This is a genomic window from Blastocatellia bacterium (assembly GCA_025054955.1).
Lineage (GTDB): Bacteria > Acidobacteriota > Blastocatellia > HR10 > J050 > JANWZE01.
In genome coordinates, this window is the sequence record JANWZE010000060.1 from 1 (window position 1) to 17,648 (window position 17,648).

The 17,648-nt window shown below is 56.9% G+C and carries 14 protein-coding genes, 2 tRNA genes and 1 CRISPR repeat array; of the genes, 3 read left to right on the plus strand and 13 right to left on the minus strand.

Going from position 1 to position 17,648, the window contains the following annotated elements; genetic code table 11:
- The first annotated feature begins 42 nt into the window (after positions 1-42).
- Positions 43-253: a CRISPR direct-repeat array (repeat unit 28 nt; unit sequence GGACCATCCCCACGCGCGTGGGGAGAAC).
- Between the two features lie 38 nt (positions 254-291).
- From cas2e to NZ823_08335, 10 genes are all read right to left on the minus strand, one after another.
- Positions 292-615 carry a type I-E CRISPR-associated endoribonuclease Cas2e gene (gene cas2e, locus NZ823_08290; protein ID MCS6805126.1) on the minus strand — a complete coding sequence of 108 codons (324 nt, stop codon included), beginning with the start codon at positions 613-615 and terminating at the stop codon, positions 292-294.
- Positions 612-1,442, minus strand: coding sequence for a type I-E CRISPR-associated endonuclease Cas1e (gene cas1e, locus NZ823_08295; protein MCS6805127.1), 831 nt, complete (start codon positions 1,440-1,442; stop codon positions 612-614). The genes cas2e and cas1e overlap by 4 nt, the downstream gene beginning before the upstream one ends.
- Positions 1,443-1,520: 78 nt before the next feature.
- Positions 1,521-2,252 (minus strand): type I-E CRISPR-associated protein Cas5/CasD, encoded by a 732-nt coding sequence (gene cas5e, locus NZ823_08300; protein MCS6805128.1) that lies wholly within the window; start codon positions 2,250-2,252, stop codon positions 1,521-1,523.
- On the minus strand, positions 2,242-3,468 hold the full coding sequence (cas7e, locus tag NZ823_08305; protein MCS6805129.1) for a type I-E CRISPR-associated protein Cas7/Cse4/CasC: 1,227 nt from the start codon (positions 3,466-3,468) through the stop codon (positions 2,242-2,244). Before cas7e ends, cas5e begins: the two co-directional genes overlap by 11 nt.
- A gap of 30 nt (positions 3,469-3,498) precedes the next feature.
- Positions 3,499-4,125, minus strand: a complete 627-nt coding sequence (gene cas6e / locus NZ823_08310) for a type I-E CRISPR-associated protein Cas6/Cse3/CasE (protein ID MCS6805130.1) — start codon at positions 4,123-4,125, stop codon at positions 3,499-3,501.
- Entirely contained in the window at positions 4,122-4,628 is a 507-nt protein-coding gene (casB, locus tag NZ823_08315) for a type I-E CRISPR-associated protein Cse2/CasB (GenBank protein ID MCS6805131.1), read from the minus strand. The genes cas6e and casB overlap by 4 nt, the downstream gene beginning before the upstream one ends.
- Before the next feature lie 170 nt (positions 4,629-4,798).
- Positions 4,799-6,295 (minus strand): type I-E CRISPR-associated protein Cse1/CasA, encoded by a 1,497-nt coding sequence (casA, locus tag NZ823_08320; protein MCS6805132.1) that lies wholly within the window; start codon positions 6,293-6,295, stop codon positions 4,799-4,801.
- Positions 6,279-8,864: a CRISPR-associated helicase Cas3' gene (gene cas3 / locus NZ823_08325; protein ID MCS6805133.1), complete on the minus strand. Its 2,586-nt coding sequence runs from the start codon at positions 8,862-8,864 to the stop codon at positions 6,279-6,281. Before cas3 ends, casA begins: the two co-directional genes overlap by 17 nt.
- 143 nt (positions 8,865-9,007) lie before the next feature.
- Positions 9,008-9,084: transfer RNA gene (locus NZ823_08330), tRNA-Asp, on the minus strand.
- A 79-nt stretch (positions 9,085-9,163) separates the two neighbouring features.
- Positions 9,164-9,239, minus strand: a tRNA-Val gene (locus NZ823_08335).
- Here NZ823_08335 and NZ823_08340 point away from each other — a divergent pair.
- Together NZ823_08340 and NZ823_08345 are read left to right on the plus strand one after the other, a co-directional pair.
- Positions 9,232-9,567: a hypothetical protein gene (locus tag NZ823_08340; protein ID MCS6805134.1), complete on the plus strand. Its 336-nt coding sequence runs from the start codon at positions 9,232-9,234 to the stop codon at positions 9,565-9,567. The genes NZ823_08335 and NZ823_08340 overlap by 8 nt on opposite strands.
- A 24-nt stretch (positions 9,568-9,591) precedes the next feature.
- Positions 9,592-10,611 (plus strand): tetratricopeptide repeat protein, encoded by a 1,020-nt coding sequence (locus NZ823_08345; GenBank protein ID MCS6805135.1) that lies wholly within the window; start codon positions 9,592-9,594, stop codon positions 10,609-10,611.
- A 67-nt stretch (positions 10,612-10,678) separates the two neighbouring features.
- Here NZ823_08345 and NZ823_08350 read toward each other — a convergent pair whose 3' ends face one another.
- From NZ823_08350 to NZ823_08360, 3 genes are all read right to left on the minus strand, one after another.
- Positions 10,679-11,155, minus strand: coding sequence for a DUF3368 domain-containing protein (locus NZ823_08350; GenBank protein ID MCS6805136.1), 477 nt, complete (start codon positions 11,153-11,155; stop codon positions 10,679-10,681).
- Positions 11,152-11,418, minus strand: coding sequence for a UPF0175 family protein (locus tag NZ823_08355; protein ID MCS6805137.1), 267 nt, complete (start codon positions 11,416-11,418; stop codon positions 11,152-11,154). The genes NZ823_08350 and NZ823_08355 overlap by 4 nt, the downstream gene beginning before the upstream one ends.
- A 241-nt stretch (positions 11,419-11,659) precedes the next feature.
- Positions 11,660-15,520 (minus strand): carboxypeptidase-like regulatory domain-containing protein, encoded by a 3,861-nt coding sequence (locus tag NZ823_08360; GenBank protein ID MCS6805138.1) that lies wholly within the window; start codon positions 15,518-15,520, stop codon positions 11,660-11,662.
- Positions 15,521-16,142: 622 nt separating this feature from the next.
- On the opposite strand from NZ823_08360, the gene glpK reads away from it, so the two are divergent.
- Complete coding sequence (glpK, locus tag NZ823_08365; GenBank protein MCS6805139.1) at positions 16,143-17,645, plus strand: glycerol kinase GlpK; 1,503 nt, start codon at positions 16,143-16,145, stop codon at positions 17,643-17,645.
- The last annotated feature ends 3 nt before the right edge of the window (positions 17,646-17,648 follow it).

Below are 17,648 nucleotides of genomic sequence, written 5' to 3' on the forward strand. Positions count from 1 at the left end.
GGGGAGAACCTCACGCTCTGTAAAACCGCCGTAGGAGTAATCGGACCATCCCCCCGCGCGTGGGGAGAACGTCTAATGAAATCGTTCGACAAGCCATCTGTCTGGACCATCCCCACGCGCGTGGGGAGAACAAGTCCACGACTGCTGCTGTGAAAATCCAGCTTGGACCATCCCCACGCGCGTGGGGAGAACGCTGTGCTGCTATTAAACAGTTCGCGCTGATGCGGACCATCCCCACGCGCGTGGGGAGAACTCTGCCATCTTGTGGTAAGGCCGACTATACACCACAACTTATTGGGGACCCGTCTCACTATTGTTTGCATCTGTTGATTCAGGCTCTTCCCATTTTTCAGCGACCAACCACAGTCCGGAGACCTCGATACCCTTGCGGTCGGTCGGCCCGCTTGTTTCGATTTTGTAGCCCTGGCAATTTGGAAAACTGCTGATGATGAGCAAGCCAATGCCAGCAGCGTTGCGCTTGATGTATTCGATTGTCTTCTGGTGTGTGCGTCGGTTCAGCGTGCCGACAAAGACGTTCGGGCGCGGCTCGATGAACCAGCGTTTGAGCATCCCACGAATAGCGTCGGGCGTGTCGTTAGCGACGATGACGGTCATCGGATGAGCTCCTCTAGGTCTTTAGGCATTCGCGCAAGCAGTTTCTCCTGCTCGATTCGTTCCTTGAGCAGCACGCGCACCAGTTCACCCTTGTCGTCAGGTTGTTGACTGATGGCCTGGAACGCTGCGGGGAACGAGGTGATCTCCTTGTATAGATCAGCCACATCGTAGATGAATGGCAGTGTACCTGCGTCGTGGATGAAGCCCAGCGACGGCAGGTAGCCGAGTGAACAACAGACCGCTGCGCAGATGGCATAGAGGCTCGCATTGGCTGCCGAGAGCGCGCGGTTGATATTATCGGCGAGGTTCCAGTTGGACTTGTCGTACTGACGTCCTTTCCAGGTGACGCCATACTGTTGTCCGAGTTCCGCGTACTTAGCGCGCACACGCAATCCCTCCATGCCCCGGAGTTCCTTGATGCTATATTGGGCGACGTCAACGGTAGGGAAGCGGAGCGCGAACATCCGGCGGGCAATCTCGGCGCGTTTCTTTTTGTCGGCCCAGAGTGCGGCGTGCTGGCGCGGCTTGGTGTTGTCGTGGTTGGGCGTGATGCCGAAGGCATAAAACCGCATGCCGTCTTCACCGATCCAGCAGACGGGCGTGTTGGAATCGGCGCAGGCTTTCATCGCCGCGTGCGTAACCGTCGTGCCGGGACCGAGCAGCACGGCGGAGATAGTGGCTACGGGCAAGCGATAGACCATGTCGACGCCGATCCACTTGATGCTTGAGTCGTCTACTTCGAGCCGCCCGTGCTCCAGGTAGATCGGCGTCCACCTGTCTTTGGCCGGTGTCAGTGCTTCTAGTGGTGGTTTCTCGAAGATAGGCATAATTACTCCTGAATGAATGCAGGGACGCGAATCAACCGCCCCCACGCGTGTGGGGAGAACATGCACACCGGAGTACTTTCATTCGGGTTCGCCTCCAGGTTCGGCGGTGCGGCCAACTTCCACGTTCACGCGCCGGAGAGCGAACTGGCGGCCTTCAGACGACGAATCTTCTCGACCAAACGATACGGGCACGTCGTTGTAGGAATCCGTGCCTGCGGCGAAACTGGGCGCGTCGGTGACGCGGGTGAACGCTTCCAGCGGCGTGTCACCGATCAACGTCTTCCGCGCTTCGGCCAACGTCTCGTGTAGTCCGCGAAAGAGTGGTTCGGCAGGGATGCAGCTTTTGCGCCCGAACCAGACGCCCCAGGTCGGATTTTCAAGCGCGGCGGCCACGTGTTCAAGCAGCGCGCGATCGCCTGACAGGATGACGCCGAACCGAGCATCAAGTAGGTACTGACGGCGAGTCACAACCGGATCGTCGTTTAGTGTGCCGCTGGCGCGCCGAGTCCCTAACACAGTGTGGAAGTCCTCCAATCGGCGCACCGGCCAATCCTCTACCTTGCCCTTCCAACGGCTGGCTTGCTGGCGTGGGATGGCGATGCTAGTCATGCTTAACTCAGCTAACTTCGGCAACAGCTCCCTTTCTTTCGCCGAACCCTTGGCTACTCCCATCGCAGCGCAGATTAGGCCGATGACGCCGCTCTTGGTCGGATGCAATCCGGTAGTGCGGCGCTGGAAGCGGCTCTGAAAGCCCCACGACTGAAGCGGAGCATCAAGTAGCAATGCGAGATAACCAATTTCAACTGACATGGGCGATGATCTCCTTGCAGAAGTCGTCGAGTGATTTGTCGGGGATAGCAACTTCCAACACTGGCTGGATACCCCAGGTCCTTTTCAACTGTTCGTGATGCTCCTTGAGCGCAGTGATCGAAGCGTCCATCAGACCATTCTTGGAGAAGACCGGTTTCTCGAAGGCGTTGACCAATTGCAGCGGCTGGCCCTTGTCCTTGACCAAACCCAGCACGTAACAGGGCAGCGTGTGCGCGTTCATCGAGTTCTTGCGCGCGCCCGGCACCGCCAGAATCGAGGCGCGCACGAACGTTTCCACGACCGACTTGAATTCGTCGGCGGACAGGGCCGCCAGATGCTGTTTGAGCAGATCAAGGTTCAGTCCCACGTAGCGGTAGTATGTGGCCGATGTGAATTCCAACGTGCCGGTCATACCCGCGCCGGCTTCCTCAGTGGGCTGTAGGTCATCCACTGCGGAGAAGAAATCAATGTCGTTGTCCGCCTTGTGCGTGGATAGTGCATGACTGAACAGCCCCGCGCCTTCCACCGTCAGCGAATGATCGCTGGCCACCATCCGCCCGAAGATGGCAATGTCAGCCGCGTCCTTCACCAGACCTTTCACCGAGCTTTCCTTAAATGTCTTCCGGATTGGTGTCTTCAGCACTTTGGCCACGAGCTTTGTGAATTGCTTTGCCGTGAGCGGCTTCTCTTTTTCCTTTGTCTTCTTGGTTGAGGTCTCCTTCTCAATCGTCTCTTCCGCGTCACCTTCGTCGGTTTCTTCAGCCTTCTCCAGTTCTTCCGGACTGATGCGCTCAACTGCTTGGCAGAGCGTGTTCCGGTCATCTTCGGACAATTCCTTCAACAAATCAGCAAGGCAATTGAACTCGTCCGGCGATAGGAACATCAGGGTCTTGACCTTTCTCTCATCTTTGGGATCGAGCTTGCCAAGATAATGAGCCGCGCATTTGGCCAAAGCTTCGGCTACTTTTGGGTCTAACTTGTGGCGTTCTACCAGCACTTCTGTGATTTTCTCAGTGAACAGACGGCTGCGCCGCCCTGCGTACAAGGTGGGCTGTAATTCGGCAGCGGCCTGCCGAATCGCCCGTTTCAGGCACTGGCTGGAGATGCGCGCCCGCGTGACCCCGCCGAACGTGGCGGACTTGGGTGCGCCTACATCGTCGCGATTCAAACACGAGACGGGGAATGATTGAAGGATGTGCAATTCGATCAGTTTCATATTGGCCTCCTTTTGTTGGATGTGGATCACTCAACTAATTGGCGCGATTACCAGCAAGCCGAAGCCGAACGCTCTGGCTGGGCCGATGCCGCGCGTGAATGCGTCGTAAAATTTCGTCGGATCGGTGACGGTCAGCACACCTTGAAACTCCACAGCGGTGTGCAGGCCGCGCATGCCCTTCTTCTGAAAGTATTCGCGTCCGCGCGGGACGATGCGCAAAGAGCCTTCGTCTACGACAAAACCGCCCTGCTCTGCTTTGCGCTTGATCCACGCGATCAACTCCTCTCGGCGAGTGAGTGGGACGCGGCGACTGTTTTTCTTAAAGGTCCCATCCGGGTTTTGCACAGCGACTTTTTTGGTCGCGTTGGCGCATAATTGAAAGCGATAGCGCCGGCGGGTGAAGTAGCTCGGCGGAATTTCTTTCGGCCCGCGCCAGCCCTCGGGCGGACACCACTCAGGCCGTGTGGGCGCAACCGGCGAGACGATGAGCAACTGGAAGCCGCTTTCTTTTTGGTCGAGCCGCGTCAGGAAATCGCGCGCGTGGCCGTCTCGTCCGGGAAAACATTCCCAGACACGCTGATGCCAATCGTAAACATCGTGAATGTGCAGCCGGGCAGCGGTCGCGTAATCGAGCGTGACTTGGGTCAGGTAGCTCATGGCACGGCCTCCGTGATCGCGGGCGCACCTGTTTCTTCCGATGCCGGCGCACCCCAAAATTCGGCAGCCCAACGCACTTTCACAGCGTCGCTCCAGTACCAGAGATCAACAAACAGTTGCTCATAATTCACCGGGACACCCTTCGACTTCGCAACGAACACGACCGGGCGGATGTGGTCGCAGATCTCCTCGCGGTCGCAGGCCAACAGCCGGCGGAACCGTCCCTCAAACGTGTTATGTTCAGCGCCAAGTTGTCGGCAGGTCGTGCCGAGATTGCCGGCATTGGTTTCTTCGGGATGATGCGCGAACAACCCGGCAACGGTCTCGTACCGGGCGTTTCCAATCCCGCCGAATCGAGCCAGCAACGGCCAGGCGCGGTGACGCTGCGCTGGATTGAGCGCGCGACGCAGATCAGCCATCGCACCCCGGTCATTCTTCAGTTGGCGTAGATACTTCAAAAACTGCGCGGCCAGTTCTTGTGGATCGGTTTGTTTGGTGTTCATGATTCGGTCTCCGGACTATCCTCACGCGCGTGGAAAAGAACAACATAGTAGCTTTGCAAAATCCTATTTCGTGCCGCCATCCCCACGCAGAGAACAAAGGCGGCAGACAGGAATGGCTGCCCCACATCCACCATCCCTCACACGCGTGAGGGAGAACAAAGGTCTTGATCTTAAGTTTCATCATTCAGTCTCTTGCGCCCTAGCGCGTAGGCGCGAATTTGCCGGGCCGTTTCGTGCGGGCAGGCACGGTCGAAAGCGGCCAGCGCCGCGCGCCAGACGGCTTGTCCCCAGGCGGTTTTGTGCCAAGCCTTTTCCAATCCCAACACCTTCGGATTGGCTGCGATGTCCAACAGATCGTTGACGCGGCGCTCAACCTCCGTCCAGAATTGAAATGCAGCTTTGCTTTGCACGCGCTGGCGTTGCTCGCGCATCTCTGCCCGGTCAAGATTGTCGCCAAGTTCCTTGTGATAGACGCTGACAGCGCGGCGGAGCCGAACCTCGATAGCTTCGGCATGCTTCACACCGGCCTCATAGGTGCGCTGGCCAGGGTCGGTCAGCATTGCTGCGGGCACGTGGAAGACGGACTCCAACGTATCAACCAGCTTGGCCTGGTCGGCGACTAACCCGCCCACCCACAGATCAAAGGCCTGGTTGTCGGGTATGTTCTGAAGCGCGACCGGTCCGCCCAGGCTAGCCTGGCTGAGAGTTTTGACGGTGAGCGAATGCAGCTCTCGCCAGGGGGCCCGATCGAGCGAGGCGCGCAACAGAACACGTTCGGACTGACCCTTGGTTTGCCGGATTACAACGGTCGCCGTCGGTTCTCGCCACTGGGGATACGGCGCAAATTTCAGGCCGTTGGCAAGCACCATAGTGTCGCTGTGCTTGTTCAGAAGCACCGCACGCGACAATGGCACGAGCCGTCCCAAATACGTGTCCGTAGCATTACGAACTGAGTCGCCCTTCGCAGGATCGTCGGGCATCTGTTCCCACAGCGGGCGGCCCCACCGTCCTTCGCCGTAAAGTTGCACTACTTGCGAACGGGACAACAGATTTATGTGGATTGTCTCGAGCAAATTCCTACCGCGCACGAGAGCGTGGAGCATGCTGCCAGCGATGCACGGCGCGTGGTCGCTTGAACCCTTTCCTGTTGTTTCCTTGTCGTTCCATAACGCCACGCCGATGCGTCCTCCGGGGGAAAAGCACTGGAAGGTCAGAAGATTCAGTGCCAGTTGCGCCGTTGAGAGTTCTCGCTTCGAGCCGCCTGCGTTGTCAAACAGCGTCGGGTTGTTGCCTGTCGCTAATGCCAGGTCGAGTTTGCTCACCGGATTGCCCTCGTCATCGTCCTTGAGCTTCTTCAGGTTGCCAATCTGCAAGAATCGCTGCCCACTCCCGAAAAGCTCGAATGCGTGTTGCCACTGCTCCAGGTATTTGAGCGCTCTTGGGGTGATTCGCGATTGGCACGTCTTCCAGTCGTCATAATCAGCCGGGCCGTCCAGCGCCGCTTGGGTCACGCAAATCAGCAGGCGCATCAAGGCAATGCGCTCGTGCGGGCGCACAGCGAGATCGCGGATCTCGTACCCGCGTGAGAACGCCTCGGTGAGGCTTACCATATCAGGTTTGCCATTCTCCAGGACAATCGGTATCCACGGCTTAGTCGTAAGATTCATCCCAGTCCTCCTCAGTCAGTTGCGGGACGAACTCGCGCTCGATCATGATACCCTGATCGGCATGATAGGAAAGCCCTGTCTGTCGTTCGTCGTCAGGCCACCGAATGCTGCCGTCACAGAGCAATCGCCCTACGGCGGTAGGTTGTGAAACGTGATTGGTCAGCCAGCCAGGCCGCTTCATCAGGGCAGTCTTGACAACGAACCACGGCACGCGGACCAGATTGCGGTGTATGGCTTTTGCCGTCTCGAAGTTCCAGTCGCGGTCATGCGCCGTGACCGTTGTGCCATCAAGTAGGCAAAGACGCGCTGAGTGCAAGTCGAGTGTTGTAATCTCCGTCGCTAAGAGTAGTTGGGCCATCGGATAGGTACTGTAGCGAGTTTGGACGTCTTCTTCGTCCGAGAGTGCCGGGTTGAACCAAATGTTTGTGGCCGACAACGCGAAACGTTCGAGCTTATGTTTGTGTTTTTCGAGTTGCTCGCGCAGTTCCCGCCAGCCTTGAGGTTCATCAGCGGATGGCTCGGCATACGTTGCTTCCAGGATCGCGCGAATATCGGTGGGCAGCGTGATGGTGTTGCGGGCTCGCCACTGTTGGAGAGAACGCAAGAGCACGTAGGGCGCATACACTTTGGCGCCCTTGCCCAGCGCAGCGCGAAGCTCTTTCTCTGTTGCACTCTCCAATTGGTCGTTGTTCATCGGTACGTCGCGAATCCAAATCTCCGGCCGCCCAGGCCGGTTTGGCCGGTCGTGTCGCCAGAGCCGTCCAAGACGCTGGAGCAGCATATCGGTTGGAGCGAGATCGGTAATGAGTAGATCAGCGTCTATGTCCACGCTTTGCTCAGCCACCTGTGTGGCGACCAGCACGCAACCGGCAGGCCGTTTGGTTGAGTTTTTGCCCAAAGCCTCCATCCACTTCGCCTCGAGTTCTTCGCGGCGGAAGAGTGGGAACCGCGCGTGCAGGAGCCCAATTGGCGGTCCGCCCTCGCAATTGGTGGCCATCAGGCGGCGGTAGGTTTCTTGCGCCTCATCCACGGTGTTGCGAATCCACAAGACGCATTGGCCCTGCCGGGCGCGATCCAGGCAATCAGCAAGCATCGAATCCGGGTCATCGAATCTCACAGAGACAATTTTTGCCGGTGGCGGTTTACACGGGACTTGGATCGGTGAGGTTCCGGCAGCGGAAAGCAGTGGGTAGGAATCGCTCAACGGTTGGTCTTGGTCCACCTGAAGCAGTTGGCGGCGGCGTGCCTTGGTGAGCGTGGCCGACAGCACGATGACCGTGCAATATAGTTCCCGCAGCCGCTTCACCAGCGCGTCAATCAGCGTGCCGGTGTAAAGGTCGTAAGAGTGGACTTCGTCGAGGATCACGACTTTACCGGCCAGCCCGAATTGGCGCACGAAGAAATGCTTTGCCGCCACGATGCCGAGTAATGCTTGGTCAATCGTGCCGACGCCAAAGGGCGCCAGCAGCGCGCGCTTCGCTGATGCAAACCAAGACCGGCCTGCCTGTACGTGTTTCTGCGCCTCATCATCCGCTTCGCTCGTTGGGCGGAGCTCCAGCGGCTGTTCTGCTTGTACTAACCAGGAGGTGCTGTGCGCCAGACGCACATGTGGTGTATCGGCGCAAATGCGTTGTACAAAGGGTTCCACGCGCAGGTAAATCCGGTTGCTGGTGACTTGCGTGGGTAGTGCAAAGTAGATACCGCTCGCTTTCCCCGACGCCAGGAGTTGATACGCCGCCGCCAACGCCGCCTCGGTCTTTCCGCAGCCCATCGGTCCTTCGATCACATACACGCCCGGCTCGCGAATGGTCTTGATTGCTGCGTTCTGCAAACTGTTGGGTTTATACGATGGGAACAGGTCCTCGAACTCCAGATCATTTCCACGCAGGTGAGGGACGCGCCAGCCAATCGCTGCCAATGCGGCCTGTGCTCGGCGTCTTCGCTCGCATGGGTCTCCATTCGCCTCCTGCGGGAAATGGGTTTCATTCGAACCAATCCAATCGGCCACTGTAATCAGTCCGGCCAAGCACCACAGTGCCGCCTCATCAGCCGGCTTAATGGGGAGGTCGCCGAAGGTGCAGATGAGCTCTGCTGCAAGCCGTTGCCGCTCTTCTTCCCACGGCTCGCAGACCTGAACGCGCTCGCCTTTGATCTGCCCATGGTGCGCGCCGACGACGGCCGCCAAGCGGTGAAGGTGAGAGCTGCTGAGCATCTGTTGCACGGTAAACTGGCTGATCTTTGCATGGTCTGTCTCTCGCACATGCCAGCATTCTTGCAACGCACGCTCTGCCAAACCGTGTTGCACCAACCACGCTTTGCATTTCTGCTGAAATCCTGGCGACACCTTGCCGATGTCATGCAGAGCAGCGAGTGTGGCAGCGCCGGCCTGGTGTAGCGTTTTCACTTGCGCTGGTAGTAATTCCAGCAACGCTTCCGCAACGCAGCCAACATTCAGGCAGTGATCACGGACGTTAATACCGGGACGGCCATCCGCAGTCGTTTTCGCCCAGCATTGCTCATGGTTGATGTTAACGCTATCGGTTATCTTTGGTTTGTGAGGCGCCGGCATAAGCTCTCCAATGGTGTATGCCAGACACGGCCAATTCGCTCAAAACTGTGGACAAAGGGTGAATGGCGAGCTGGGAAGTCAGATCACCCGTGTCTCACATGCTGAAAACAGATGAGCTATTTGATGGTACTTGCCGTTTTTCGTGGCGGGGCGGACGGGGCTCGAACCCGCGACCTCCGACGTGACAGGCCGGCGTTCTAACCAACTGAACTACCGCCCCACCGATTCGTCACCACACGCGATGCGCTGTCGCTGCTTGCTCTCATCCAGAAAACTCAGCCGTCCCTATGCGAAACAGATGGTGGGCGCAGAAGGACTCGAACCTTCGACTTCTCGCGTGTAAGGCGAGCGTTCTAGCCGCTGAACTATGCGCCCTGAGCGTCAACTGCTCATCACGTGGAGCCTGTGCTTCAAACAGCAAGATGGGCATTGTAGTGAGCGAGTTCCACGCCGTCAAGTGACAGAGATAGTCGTGATCGTCTCAATTGCGGGGCTTGAAAAGAAGAATCTGACTCGTTGCCAACAAGTGACGGAGACAGTCGTGGTTGTTTCGATTGCGGGTCTGAGGGAAACAGAGATACTCGTGATCGTCTCAATTGTAGGGCTTGAAAAGAAGAATCTGGCTCGTTGCCGTCACGTGACAGAAATAGTCGTGATCGTTTCAATCAGGGGGTTTGAAAAAAGAAGAAGAAATTTGGCTTGACCTGGACGTAGCGAAAGCTATACAATGCCGAACGTGAAGCGTGGAAAATTCCCTCAGCTTATTTTCCTCAAGCGCCATTGGTGTCTGATTGTGCTGTGGGTTGGCTCGTTGTTGCACATCACGCTGGCCCAAGGGACAGTGAGCATTCATGGGCAAATTTTTCTACCCACGGGGCAGCCCCTGCAAGAAATCACCCGGTTCATGCTGGCCAGTGAAGATGCACGGATCAGTTTTCAGTACCATTATACTGACTCCCAAGGTCGGTTCATCCTTCGTGGCCTCGGCGCATTGAAGCCATACACCATCACCATAGAGAGCGATGGCCGCCGTTACGGAACGACTACGGTCAACTTCTTTGCCCAGCACCGGGGATATGTTCCGATCACTCTGCGTCCCATCGAGAACAAGCCGGAACCCCCGCCGGAAGCGGTCTCAGCTCGCCGGCTGGCACATCCGCCAGCGAAGAAAGCCCTCAAGCTTTACCAAGAGGCTATGCAACAAATCCAGGAAGGGAATGCCAAGTCGGCTGAAGAAAAATTGCGCCGAGCGATTGAAGTGGACCCTGAATTTGTGGACGCATATAACGAGCTGGCGGTCCTGCAGATGGGAAAGAAGGAGTACGCAGCGGCTGTGACGCTGTTGCGCCAGGCGCTAGAGAAAGAACCAGAGGCGCTGCATCCGCTGCTGAACCTGGGCATCAGCTTAAACTATTTGGCTCAGCATCAAGAGGCCATCAAGCCGCTCCGCCACGTCTTGCAGCAGAGTCCCGACTTCATTGTGGCTCACGTGCACTTGGGCATCGCGCTCCTGGAAACTGATCAAGCAACAGAAGCTGAGTCGCACTTAGTCCGTGGTAAAGATGCTCGTGGTCTTGAGCAAGCTCTGGCCTATCTCTATTTGGGAAAGCTCTATGCCCAAGTGGGTAATGTCCCCGAAGCCGTCGCTGCTTGGAAGAGCTATCTGCAGATAGACCCGAACTCGCCCAATGCCGAGCGCATTCGTGCGCTCCTGGCTCAGCTTGGTCATCCGGTGGACAAACGCTAGCGGCCGAAACTACGCTTTTGAAGGCGTAGCAAGCCCTACCAATGGGTGAGCCTAAACTGAGCACCCGTCAGTCTTCTTGACGATGGCGGTCTAAAAGTGCTTGAAGCAGGTGGGGAGCGGCGCGAAAACTTGTCTGCCGAAGAAGCTCAACGGCTCTCACAAAATCAATGAGCCCGCGCGCGGCCGCGTAGTCGAGTAATCCGATGGTTCCGGTGACAGCAAGACCACGTTGCTTGGCTGTCTGTCGCCCCCTGCCTTCATCAATAAGAATGAGGTCCGCCTGCATTTGTTCTGCTAACGTAATACCCTCGCGTTCGCCTGCATCCAAATGCGCTAATGCTGGATCAGTTGTCTCGACCCTCTGCACCATAAGCCACTCTGGAGAAGCGATCCAGCGTTGGATTTTATCTGGTGCGGCTGGCGACTGTAGCTCATAGAGGACCGCCTCAGGAATCACGACACGACCAAACAATTCAGGCAAAATGTAGATGTGGTCAATCAGGACAAGATAATTGATGGGCGTGGTGTTGGAAATGACGATCATTGAGACAGCACTCGATCCAGCGCTTCCCGGTCTTGCTCTAAATCAGCCTCTGTATAGGGCAGGTAAGCGCCTCTCTCTTTCAAGAAGGCCTCCGTTTCCCAGTAGGAGAGGTTCAGCATCTGTTGGACTTGCCCTCTGGTGAGCACACCCGATCGGTAACCCTCGACCGCAATGGCTTCCACCACGCGGCGCGGCAAGTCAGGCCACTGAGTTTCTAATTGGCGCATTATGTCTTCAGGTAATTCGATGGCAATGTTCGTCATACTCCTCTACCAATCAGGCTTTCGATTCCATACTAACGATACCATATCACAGCGGCTTATGCACTCATAGAAATATTTCGCTGCTGAAAGAGGAGCTGGGAGAAGCTTGCTGCAAGCCTCTCCCCTTCGATGAATCAATCACTGTGAGAGTCAAAAAGTGACTGGCTGGGAGAAGCTTGTTGCAAGCCTCTCCCCTTCGATGGTGTAGCGCAAGTTGTCAACTTGCGCCACACCAAGTCAACTAGAAGTTCACCCGAATCCGGAACTGAATCATGCGTGGCCCCGGATCCTGGTTACCCAGATCATTGAAGAATTCAGTCGTGCGACCGAAATCAGTGGAGTCAATGCTGTGCGTAATGCCCGCCGCGGTCGGGCCGCCGATCAAGAAGTTCTGGTAGTTAAACGCATTGAAAAATTCGGTCCAGAACTCAACATTGATCCGCTCGTTCACGCGCGTCTTCTTGATGATTGAGAGGTCAGGTTTAACGAAGCGCGGGCCCGTCAGGTAGATGTACGAGCCAAACTCACCCGGCGTCGTCGGCACATCCAGGATGGCTCGGTTCGAGCGTCCATCTGCCCCAATCAGGTTCGATGGGACGAAGAAGATGTCGCGGGAGCCAGGATCCTTGCGCACCTTGATCAGCTTTCGCAGCTCCCGGATGGTCATGCCTCTCAAGATCACACCAGAATCAGACTGATTCACCGTCCAGCGACCACTGGTGAGCCTGAAGACGCGGCCCGACTGGATACGCACGACGCCGAGAAAATCCCAGCCCTCGATCAGCTTGTTGAAGGCAGCGTTCTCGGTGCTCCACTTGCGGCCCGGCCCGAACGGCAGCTCATACACCCAGTGCGTGACGAATGTATGCCGCAGGTCCCACGGTGATGGCCCTTTGTTCATCTTGGTGTTGCGCAGCGTATGGAAGCTCGAGAAGGAGCTGGCAGCATCGGCATATAGATCGGTGAGCGATTTGCTGAAGCTATAATTCGCGTTCAACATCAATCCCTGGGCCATCCGCCGTCGCAATTCAAGCTGCAGGCCGTGATAGGTGGAGAACGACCCGTTGGTCAACATACCTACCGTGTTGTTGGCTCCGTCCGGGTTCACCTGGAAGAAGTTCGGCGGCAAGGGCCCGGCTGCATCGAAGCCTCGCGCTGCACATGCTGCCAGGCGGTTACCTGTCATCCGGCAAAGATACGTGGCCAGCCGAGCCAGCTCGTTAGCCAACCTTCCTGCTTGTCCCTGATCGAGCCAGGTAATGAAGGTACCACTGGCGAAGCCGGCTGCTGGAGACAGAGCCGCTTGTGAGCCTCGGGCGCCAAATGCGGCCTCGAAGATTGGCAGCGGCACTTGGCCAGGCAGACCCTGATTGGAGAAGTTCGCGCCACGGCCTTGCGCCCGACTGATGGCCAGGTTGTTCTGGGCGTTCCTGAATTCTTGCAAGAATCCGTTCTCGAAGATGTTCACCTCGTTGATATTGAACGAGCGCCAGAGCTTCGTCCCGCGATTGCCCACATAGCGAGCTTCGACCACCATATCCTTGGTCAGCTCGCGCTGCCAACCAAACGACCACGACTGCACGTAAGGCGTCCGGATGTTCGGGTCAAAAGCCAAGAAGCTGACGCCGCCGAATGTGAACGCCGATTGGGGCGTCGGGAAGCTGAAGCTGGTGGGGAACTGCCGGAACGCCGGCAGCCGGTCCCGCAACGATAATCCGCCCGCCGTGAAGTCCGATCCGCCCGTGAGTGTGATGGACTGTGTCAGACCGGGACTGCCTCCGGCAAAGTCGGCGAAGTGCGCCAAACCTTCGCGCGTATACGCGATCGAATAACCACCTCGCAATACCGATTGGCCTTGCCCACCAAACAAGAACCTCAGGACGGGATTCTCCACCCGTGGATTCCAGGCCAGGCCGAAGCTCGGCGCCGGGTTGACGAAGTCGCGTTTGTAGACGTTCTTCGAGCGCAAATAAATCTGCGGATTCGTGACGCCCGCTAGGACGCCTGGCCGGAACAGATTGCCCACACCCGAGACGCCCCACAAATCCTGGAACGTAGGACTGGTGAAGATGTCATTCTGGTTGTACACCGCTCCCTGGAATTGCCAGCGCAGTCCGTAGTTGAGCGTCAAGCTCGGCGTGGCGCGCCAGGAGTCCGTGAAGTATAGCCCGAACTCGTTCTGCCGCGCACGCCGCACAAGCGGTGCCAGGTTGACATATTGCTTGGAGTTCTCGTCCACATTGCGGGTGCCGGAAATCGAAGAAATTCGCCCAGTCAGCAACGCATAAAGCGCCCGAGCATTAGCCAGGTCTGTTGTGCTGATGTTCGGCAAGTTTGTGGCACTCAACGGTGTGGCCACTGGATCACCGCCGATCACCCCGAATGACACCGTAGGAACACCGGCACCGAGGAATGAATTATCGAGCCAGCTCACAATGGTGGCCGCTCCGCCAAAGTTCCAGGTGTGCTTGCCGCGCACCACGCTCAGGTTATCCTGGATGCTATAGGCCGGCGTGTTCCGGCTTGAGGGGAGCGACCGGGAAGTACCAGCCAGTCCGGGCCGCGCATGCAGGCTCTGCAGGTCCAGTGGCCAGAGGATGCGCAAGCCTGCCGGGTAGATCTCCGCACCTGACTCAGGGAAGAATTGTACCGGAGCCCCCTGCAAGCCAAAGCGGAATTCATTAGCAATACTGGGCGTCACTGCCCATTGTAAAGCCGTCGTTACCGAGAAGCGGTTTGAGTATTGACCAGCTGGCTTACCGAGGCCTGGGAAGGTCGGGTCCATGTTATTAAGTGTGTCGGGGAAGGACGAGAAGTAGTTGTAATGCCATGTGCCATACCACCTTACCTTGTCGGTGATATGATAATCCATCCGCAACGTTGGGAAGCGCCGCAACTGATTGCTAGGGGCCTCAAACCGGTAACGCTGGCGGAATAAATCAAAGGCGCTGATTGCCCCGCGCCCTCGTGCGCCGTTGATTTCCCCTAGCATGCTGGCCACAGTTGGGTCAATAGTGCTGGGGAAGCCCGCTGCGCCAGCAATCTGGAGCAAGTTGGCCGTGCGCTCGGCCCCATCGGTCCCGCGATAGCGGAAGATACCGGTAGCGGCTTCAGGCGTCAGGATCAAGTTCTCCCGTGGACGTGACTCTGGCAAACGAAATTCTTCATAGTTGAAGAAGAAGAAGATCTTGTCCTTCCAGATCGGTCCGCCGACATTGCCGCCAAATACGTTGAGCAGGTTTCGGGGTCGGCGCAGGCCGCGTGCGTTGTTGAACCAGGTGTTGGCATTGAGCGCGTCATTGCGATGATCCCAGAACAGAGTGCCGCGCCAGTCATTTGTACCCCGACGGGTGACGAACTGAATCTGAACCGCTCCTTCACCGGCGGCATCGGCGCCGGCTGTTGCCGTCGTTACCGTGACCTCTTCAACGGCATCTAGTCGCGGGCGGATGAGCGTGAACATGCCGCCGCCAAAGGCGCTTTTGAGCAGGTTATCCTGGACATTGACGCCGTCCATCGAGATGTTGATCGCGCCTTTGGGTAAGCCAAGGAACGTGCTTTGACGAGCCGTGCCGCCCTGTTGAGCGCCCGGCATCAACATCACGAAGTCGAGCGTATCACGGTTATTCAACGGTAAGCCCCGAATGATGTCACCGCGCACGGTCGTCTCAATCGTGGTTGAGCTTCGCTCTAAAATCGCAGCCCCCTCAGTGACTTCGACAATTTCGGTCACTTCTCCCACTTCGAGTGTGACGGTCACATTAGTCGTGCGTGCAGCATCCACTTTCAGACCTGAGTAGACGCCGGTGCGAAAGCCCGGCATGCTCACCGTGATTTTGTAAGTGCCCGCCTGGAGGTTCAAAAAGACGAACCCACCATCGGGATCCGATTGCCTTGTCTGTGTAGCACCGGTAGCTTCATCTTCTAATTTCACGTTAGCACCGGCAATAACAGCTCCTGCCGGGTCCTGCACGGTGCCGACGATCTGGCCAACAGGACGAACCTGAGCCCAAGCGACCGGCGCCCACACCAACATGATCAAGACCGCAACGAGTTTGAATGCGGTCCCGGGTTTAAACACCACTGATGTGAGTTGCCTCATAATGTGTTTCTCCTTTCCCTGGGAATTCATTGCCTCGCCGGTTAGAGCGGTTTTCTGCCCTTGGCCTGGGGGCCCCGCGTCTTGCCGACTAAAGGCACGCTGGGCGTGCACCCCAGGATAGACGCATTCACAAACCACTCTAATGTCTGGCAAGACTACCAATGATTGCTGTGCAACTTCTGTGCCACTAACGGATAAAAAAGCAAGTGATTGAAAATACGGCTGCTTAAAATGGGGTCAACATTGGGAGCATCCAATTTTTTGGAAATCTTTCCAAAAATATGTTCGTCACCATTCTAACATCGGTTACATGCAGTGGCTTTTGGTCCTGGAGAACGTCCGGGGAGTCCGCTGAGCCTGACCCCGGGTGAGGCTCTCTCACTACTTCAGCGCCGATTGGCAGAGCGACCAATTTTTGGCTGCAAATACAAGCACAATCCGCTTTTGTGAAGGGGGAGTAATTTGGACGTCGTTGAGATGAGTTTGCTCTATCATTTGATCTGAGGTCCTGCTGCTGCTCGACCGTTCACTCCGAAATCTTGTCGTTTGATAGCAGGTTGAAGTTTGATGGCTCGTTGAGTATGATGACTGCCCCTGGCTCACTACGAGGCTGTCACCGTTTATGAAACCAACTTATGTTTTGGCACTCGATCAAGGCACCACCAGCTCACGTGCTATTCTGTTTGATCGTCAAGGCGTGCCGGTGGCTATTGAAGCCGAACCGCTCCGTCAAATCTATCCACAGCCGGGTTGGGTTGAGCATGACCCGAATGAAATCTGGCGCTCCCAACTGACTGTAGCTCGACGAGTCTTACAAAACGCTGGCGTTACGCCTAGTAGCATCGCTGCCATCGGCACCACCAATCAGCGTGAAACAACCATTGTCTGGGACCGACAAACAGGCATGCCAATTGCCAATGCCATCGTTTGGCAATGTCGGCGCACAGCGCCGCTGTGCGAAGAACTCAAACGCAGTGGAGTGGATCAACAGATTTCTGAGAAAACAGGCTTGCCGATGGATGCATATTTCTCCGCGACGAAATTACGCTGGATATTGGATCATGTGCCCAACGCGCGCGCCAGAGCCGAAGCGGGTGACCTGTTGTTCGGGACAGTGGATAGTTGGTTAATTTATCAATTGAGCGGTGGTCGTCTTCACATCACCGACCCATCAAATGCTTCGCGCACGCTGCTGTTCAACATCCATGAGCGACGATGGGATGATGAGCTATTGGCGCACTTCGATATTCCGCGACACATGCTTCCTGAGGTGAGATCGTCGAGTGCGTATTATGGCGAAGCTTGCGCTGATTTGCTTGGCGCCGGTATTCCGTTGGCCGGCTGCGCCGGCGATCAGCAGGCCGCTTTGTTCGGGCAAGCGTGCTTTGAGGCGGGGATGGTCAAGAACACCTACGGAACCGGCTGCTTTGTGTTAATGACGACAGGTTCCAAGGCGATTGCTTCATCGTCGGGGCTACTGACGACAGTTGCCTGGGAGCTCGATGGTCAACTCGAGTATGCTCTTGAAGGCAGCGTGTTCGTTGCCGGTGCGGCGCTTCAGTGGTTGCGTGATCGCTGTAAATTTTTTGTTGATATGAGTGAGACAGAAGCGATGGCGCGCTCTGTGCCTGACACGGGCGGCGTGTTTTTTGTGCCGGCGTTTGTTGGTTTGGGAGCGCCCTACTGGGACATGCAGGCGCGAGGAGTGATCGTTGGACTGACGCAGGTCACCGAGCCGGCTCACATTGTCCGCGCAGCGCTTGAAGCAATGGCCTATCAGTCACGTGATGTGTTGGAATGTTTGCAGGCAGATGCTGCGATGCCTATCAAGTCACTGCGCGTGGATGGCGGCGCTTCGGCTAACAATTTCCTATGTCAATTTCAAGCCGATATTCTTGGTCTTCCTGTGGAACGAGCCTCCGTTCAGGAGACCACAGCACTAGGCGCAGCCTTGTTGGCCGGTCTAGCCGTTGGGTTTTGGGGTGATAAACATGATGTGGCATCGCTTTGGAGAGCAGATCGGATATTCACGCCGGCGATGTCTGCCAATGAGCGAGACAAACTTTACGCGGCATGGAAGCAGGCTGTTGTGCGCGCTGGTGGATGGTCAGCGGTGGTGATGTAGGCA